Annotated in this window: 4 protein-coding genes; 1 reads left to right on the forward strand and 3 read right to left on the reverse strand. The window is 72.5% G+C overall.

Annotation, left to right across the window (positions count from 1 at the left end):
* Nucleotides 1-137 precede the first annotated feature (137 nt).
* Nucleotides 138-938, reverse strand: a complete 801-nt coding sequence (locus tag ACQKIP_RS21095; RefSeq protein WP_365867046.1) for an ABC transporter ATP-binding protein — start codon at nt 936-938, stop codon at nt 138-140.
* The gene (gene leuA / locus ACQKIP_RS21100; protein ID WP_365867045.1) at nt 935-2,698 is read right to left on the reverse strand and encodes a 2-isopropylmalate synthase; all 1,764 of its coding nucleotides are present in this window, start codon (nt 2,696-2,698) and stop codon (nt 935-937) included. Before leuA ends, ACQKIP_RS21095 begins: the two co-directional genes overlap by 4 nt.
* Nucleotides 2,699-2,934: 236 nt before the next feature.
* Here leuA and ACQKIP_RS21105 point away from each other — a divergent pair, with 236 nt between their 5' ends.
* Nucleotides 2,935-3,630 carry a FadR/GntR family transcriptional regulator gene (locus ACQKIP_RS21105; protein WP_365867043.1) on the forward strand — a complete coding sequence of 232 codons (696 nt, stop codon included), beginning with the start codon at nt 2,935-2,937 and terminating at the stop codon, nt 3,628-3,630.
* 107 nt (nt 3,631-3,737) lie between these two features.
* Here the strand turns inward: ACQKIP_RS21105 and ACQKIP_RS21110 are convergent, their stop codons facing one another.
* A complete protein-coding gene (locus tag ACQKIP_RS21110) occupies nt 3,738-4,880 on the reverse strand; it encodes a CU044_5270 family protein (protein ID WP_365867041.1) in 1,143 nt (380 codons plus the stop codon).
* Between the last annotated feature and the right edge of the window lie 107 nt (nt 4,881-4,987).

The raw sequence follows: 4,987 nt of genomic DNA on the forward strand, positions 1-4,987 counted from the left end.
CGCGCGGCGTGCCGCGCCCCTACCCCCCCCCAAACCCACCCCCGCCCCCCCTCCCACTTTGGGGGGCCCCCCCACAAAACGCCCCCCCCGCTGGGGCCGGGGGCCCGGCCGGCGGGGCCCCCCCCCCTTCCGCATGTTCAGGGGGCGCGCCGCGCGGCCCGCACGCTCCACCGGCCCTCCGTACGCGTCAGCCTCACCGCGTGGTCGAAGCACTTGCTGATCTGGTCGCCGGTCAGTACGTCGTCCACGGCGCCGGAGGCGAGCGCGCGCCCGTCGCGAAGGAGCAGCGCGTGCGTCGTACCGGCCGGGAGTTCCTCCAGGTGGTGCGTGACCAGGACCGTGGCGAGTTCGGGGTGGGTCTCGCGCAGGGTGTCGAGGCTGTCGAGGAGGCGTTCGCGGCCCGCGAGGTCCAGGCCGGTGGCCGGTTCGTCGAGCAGCACGAGCCGCGGCCTCGGCATCAGCGAGCGCGCGATCAGGGCCCGTCCGCGCTCGCCCTGGGAGAGCGTGGGCCAGCGGGCGTCCGTGCGGTGCGCGAGGCCGAGCATGGCGATCAGGCGGTCGGCCCTGGCCTCCTGCTCGGGCGTGGGGCGCCAACGGGGCAGGATTTCCACGCTGTTGGTGAGCCCGGTCAGGATCACGTCGCGCACCCGCAGGGGCGAGCGGAGCGGATGGCGCGGGTTCACATGGCCCACGTAGGCGCGCAGTTCGCGCAGGTCGACGCTGCCCAGGCGGCGGCCGAGCACTTCCACCGTGCCGTGCGTGGGGTGGGTGACGGCGCCGCAGAGGCTGAGCAGGGTCGACTTGCCCGCGCCGTTCGCGCCGAGCAGCGCCCAGTGTTCGCCGGGGCGGACGGTGAGGGTGACTTCTTCGAGGATGGGGCGCCCTTCGCGGACGACGGTGACGTCGTCCGCGTGCAGGACGGGGATGCGGTCGGTCATCGGGCGGCTCCCGTGCGGTTCACTGCCGCGAGCACGGCCCGTACGGACGCGGTCAGGACCGAGGTGTCCACGCCCGCGCCCCAGCGGACCACGCCGCCCGCCCTGCACTCCGCGTACGCGATGGCCTCGCTGGTGCCGCCCTCCCCGGTGGCGTGTTCGGAGTAGTCGAGGATGTCGACGGCGATCCCGGCCGCGGCGAGCGCCTCGGTGAACGCGGACAGCGGTCCGTTGCCCACGCCCTCGTAGTCCCCGGTGCGCTCGCCCGCGCGGAGCGTGCAGACGAAGCGGTGCACGCCGTCCGGGGCCCGGTCGGTCGTCCAGGAGCCGAGCTCCACGTCTTCGCCCTGCTCCCCCGGCGCGACATAGGTCGTACGGAACAGTTCGTACAGCTCCTTGGCGCTCGCCTCCTGGCCGCTGTCGTCGGTGGCCGCCTGCACCACGCGCGAGAAGTCGGGCCGCATGCGCTGCGGCAGGTCGATGCCGTGCCGGGTGTGCAGCAGGTACGCCATGCCGCCCTTGCCCGACTGGGAGTTGACGCGGATGACGGCTTCGTAGCTGCGGCCGATGTCGGCGGGGTCGATCGGCAGGTACGGCACGTCCCAGGGCGCCCGGCTCTCCGGGACCCCGAGCTCGGCCGCCCGGCGTGCGTGGTGGGCGAAGCCCTTGCTGATGGCGTCCTGGTGGGTGCCGGAGAACGCGGTGTGGACGAGGTCGCCCGCGTAGGGGTGGCGGGGGTGCACGGGCAGCCGGTTGCAGTGCTCGACGACCTCGCGCACGGCGTCGATGTCGGAGAAGTCGACCATGGGATCCACGCCCTGCGCGTAGAGGTTCAGGGCGAGGGTCACCAGGTCGACGTTGCCGGTGCGCTCGCCGTTGCCGAAGAGGCAGCCCTCGACGCGCTGGGCCCCGGCCAGGACGGCGAGTTCGGCGCAGGCGACGCCGGTGCCGCGGTCGTTGTGGGGGTGCACGGAGAGGATGACGGAGTCGCGCCGTGCGAGGTGGCGGTGCAGGTACTCGATCTGGTCCGCGTACACGTTCGGGGTCGCGATCTCGACGGTCGCGGGGAGGTTGTGGGTGACGGGCCGGTCGGGGCTCGCGTCCCACAACTCCGTCATGGCGTCGCAGAGTTCGAGTACGTAATCGGGCTCGGTCAGGTTGAAGGTCTCCGGCGAGAACTGGAACCGGATGTCCGCGCCGGGCCGGGCGTCCGCCAGGCGGGCCATGCGCGTGGCGGCTTCGGTGACGACCTCGCGCACCTGCGCGCGCGACCGGCCGAGCACCACGTCCCGCCAGACCTGCGAGGTGGGGATGTACAGGTGCACGACGGCGCGGGGCAGCCCCTCGATCGACTCGAAGGTCCGGTCGATCAGATCGGGCTTGGCGGGCGTGAAGACGACGATGCTGACGTCGTCGGGGATGCCGCCGCTCGCGCTCAGCGCGGCGAGGTCGCGCACGAAGTCGAAGTCGGCGCGGCTGGCCGAGGGGTAGCCGACCTCGATCTCCTTGAACCCCATGGAGACGAGCAGGTCGAAGAAGCGCCGCTTGCGGCCGGTGTCCATCGGCTCGGCGAGCGCCTGGTTGCCGTCCCGCAGGTCGACGGGGACCCAGAGGGGAGCGCGCTCGATGCGGGCACGGGGCCAGCCGCGGTCGTGGGCGGGGACGTCGACGCGGTCCTGGTAGGGGCGGTAGCGGTGGTGCGGCATGGGGCTGGGGCGCTGGGGATTCCAGTCGTACGGGGTGGCGTACGCGGGGGCGCTCATGGGAAGCGGTGTCCTTCGCTGGCGATCGGACGGGTGGTGGCCGACCGGCAGCACGGCACCCCGCGGCGGGGTGCCGGTCGCTTCAGGCCCCGCCGCGGCAGCCGAGAAGAAGGAGACCGCAGAAGATCATGGCGCTAGACTAGCCACACCTCAGCTCCTCAGACAAGTACTCCTCAGACAAGTGAGGCCGCCCCCGAACCCCGCGGTCCTCCCCCGCCCCTCCGAAAGGTCCCCGGATGCCGCCGCTCGGCTCCCTGCGCCCCAGCCCCCTGGTCGAACAGGCCATCACGCGCCTGCGCGAGCAGATCGCCGGCGGCCACTGGCCCGTCGGCAGCAGACTCCCCGGCGAGACGACCCTGGCCAAGGAGCTCGGCATCGGCCGCTCCACCGTCCGCGAGGCACTGCGCGCCCTCGCCGGGGCCGGGCTCGTCAAGGCCCGGCAGGGCGCCGGGGTCTTCGTCATCGCGACACAGCCGGTGGCGGACTGGCCCACGCGGCTGCGGCGGGCCGCGGTGACGGACGTGTACGAGGTGCGGATGCTGGTGGAGGTGCAGGCCGCGCGGCTCGCGGCGCTGCGGCGCACCGAAGACGACATCACGGCGATGCGCGCCGCGCTCGAAGGCCGCAGGGCCGCGGCCGAGGCGGACGACGCCGCGTTCATCGACGCCGACATCGCCCTGCACGCGGCGGTCGTGGCGGCGGCCCGCAACCCCGTACTGACGGACCTGTTCGCGGAGTTCGCACCCGTACTGCGGGAGGGCCTGCTCGGCCTCCTCGACCTGGTCGACGTACGGACCGATGAGCCGAACCACGGGGACGCCGCCCACGCCGCGCTCGTGGCGGCGGTCGAGGCGATGGACGCGGAAGAGGCGGCACGTGTGGCACAGGCCGAGCTCCAGGAAACCCTGGGCCGGTTGCTGACCCGAGGCTAGGCCCCTCCCGACGGACCTCCGCCGGAAGCGGCCGAAGGGGCTGCCGGCCCTCGTCGTCTGCACCGCGATGGCGCTGCCCGTCTTCCCCGTGGGCGCCCGGACCGTGCTCAGCCGCGCTCGCCGGCGGCTTCCGGCTCCATGCCCTTCTGATCGACGACCGCGCGCTCCAGGATCGCGCTGCTGCCGTACAGGGCCTCGGGGTTGCCTCCCTTGCCCGGCGTGCCGCCCGGCTTGTGGTTCTTGGTCATGTAGCCGCGCGAGCCGAGATATTCGAAGGACTTCTTGTCGAAGATCCACACCTCGCGCGTCGCCCACGACGACTTGTCGAGGGTGATGCCGATTCCGTGGCGGCCCGCCGCGTCCACCGCGTCGGGCACCTCGGTCACACCGGGGAGCTTCGCCACGACCTTGTAGAACGCCGCGGCATTCTCCGACGGCATGATCGTCGAACCGAGCAGATCACCGATCTTGTCGAAGACGGCCTGCGCCTTCGTCTCCTCCCCTTCGACCACTCGCGTCTCGGCGTACAGCTTCTTCAGCAGGGCGTCGGGGTCGGTGGGCAGCGAGGCGAGCCAGTTGTACGTGGGCCGGTCGGGTCCCTCCGGAACGGCTCCGGAGTCATCGGAGCCGTCCACGGCGGACATCTCGATGGGCACGTCCTGCCCCGGCATCGACGCCCCCTTTCCGCTCTCACGGATCATGCCGATGGTCGTGACGGGGGCGGGGTCCTGCGCCATCCACCGCTGCTCCTTGTACGGAGCGCCGAGCTTCACCGCGCCGTCCAACTCGCCCTCGTTGCTCCGCACAAGGCTCCGTATGTAGACGAACTGACTGGCCTTCACCTTCGGGGTATCGGCCTTCAGGGAGGCGTTCGCGATCCGGCCGAGGGTGACGGCCGCACCGGCGGAGGCGCCCTTGCCGGAGCCCATGTCACGGACACCGTCGGCGTCGTCGGAGGGAATCGCGGCGATCAGGATCCCGGCCGTCGCGAGCGCGGCGGTGGCGGGCATCAGGACCGCGGGGCGCAGGAGGCGGCGGGGCGATGCGGCTGGCGTGGGGGCGGGGGCGGCGGCCTGCGGTGCCCGGCTCTGCTCCGCGTCGCGGTCGTGGTCGATCTGCTGCATCAGGACGTCCTTGTGGTGAAGGTGACGCCCCGGCGGAAGCTGCCATTCGTCTTCGTCCGACTCCGGCAGCAGGCGGGCCAGTTCGGCGGCCTCGGCCTCTCCCGGGGACGGGGTGGCGGCGTTCATCGGAATTCCTCCCGCAGGGGCAGGGCCGCGAACGCGGCCTCACTCTCTACCTCTCCGCGACGACGGAGCGGTTCCGTAACATTCTTCGCTTTCTTCACTTCTGAGGC

The organism is Streptomyces sp. NPDC059900 (genome assembly GCF_050270335.1).
GTDB lineage: Bacteria > Actinomycetota > Actinomycetes > Streptomycetales > Streptomycetaceae > Streptomyces.

Excerpts from the sequence above, each read along its gene's own strand:
- ACQKIP_RS21095 (WP_365867046.1), bottom strand. The coding sequence starts at position 938 with ATGACCGACCGCATCCCCGTCCTGCACGCGGACGACGTCACCGTCGTC.
- leuA (WP_365867045.1), bottom strand. The coding sequence starts at position 2,698 with ATGAGCGCCCCCGCGTACGCCACCCCGTACGACTGGAATCCCCAGCGC.
- ACQKIP_RS21105 (WP_365867043.1), top strand. The coding sequence starts at position 2,935 with ATGCCGCCGCTCGGCTCCCTGCGCCCCAGCCCCCTGGTCGAACAGGCC.
- ACQKIP_RS21110 (WP_365867041.1), bottom strand. The coding sequence starts at position 4,880 with ATGAACGCCGCCACCCCGTCCCCGGGAGAGGCCGAGGCCGCCGAACTG.